At 67.4% G+C, this 405-nt stretch carries 1 protein-coding gene; it reads right to left on the bottom strand.

Annotated elements, in window-relative coordinates:
- Positions 1-93: 93 nt before the first annotated feature.
- Positions 94-405, bottom strand: a 312-nt coding sequence (locus FNX44_RS27755) for an HAD-IA family hydrolase (RefSeq protein ID WP_153507839.1), incomplete at its 5' end; no start/stop codon positions are given.

Below are 405 nucleotides of genomic sequence, written 5' to 3'. Positions count from 1 at the left end.
CTCCTCCACCGTGTCGACCCCCAAACCGGCCTGACCACCTCAGACCTCACCCACATCAACAACTGGCTCCACCAACACACCCGTTGAAGCTCCTCACCGCCCCTCCCACATTCCCGCCAGCGCCCCACGTAGATCCTCAGCCTGCCGGTAGTGCACACCTCGCATTCCACATGCGACCGCGGCCTCCACGTTCTCCAGCCGGTCGTCCACGAACAGGCAGCGCTCTTCGGGCACCCCCGCCCGTTCCGCCGCCAGGCGGTAGATCCTTCGATCCGGCTTCGCCACGCCCTCCCGAGCGCTGCTCACCACTTCATGCGCCAAGTCCGCGAGCCCCAGCGCGGCCAACTCCTTCTCCAACCGCACCGTTGCGTTTGTCACCAACACCACCCGCGCCCGCCCCCGGAC

It is taken from the genome of Streptomyces alkaliterrae (assembly GCF_007097205.2).
Classification (GTDB): domain Bacteria; phylum Actinomycetota; class Actinomycetes; order Streptomycetales; family Streptomycetaceae; genus Streptomyces; species Streptomyces alkaliterrae.
Note: the sequence above shows the minus strand (reverse complement) of the source record. Positions and strands in the feature narration are given on the sequence as shown.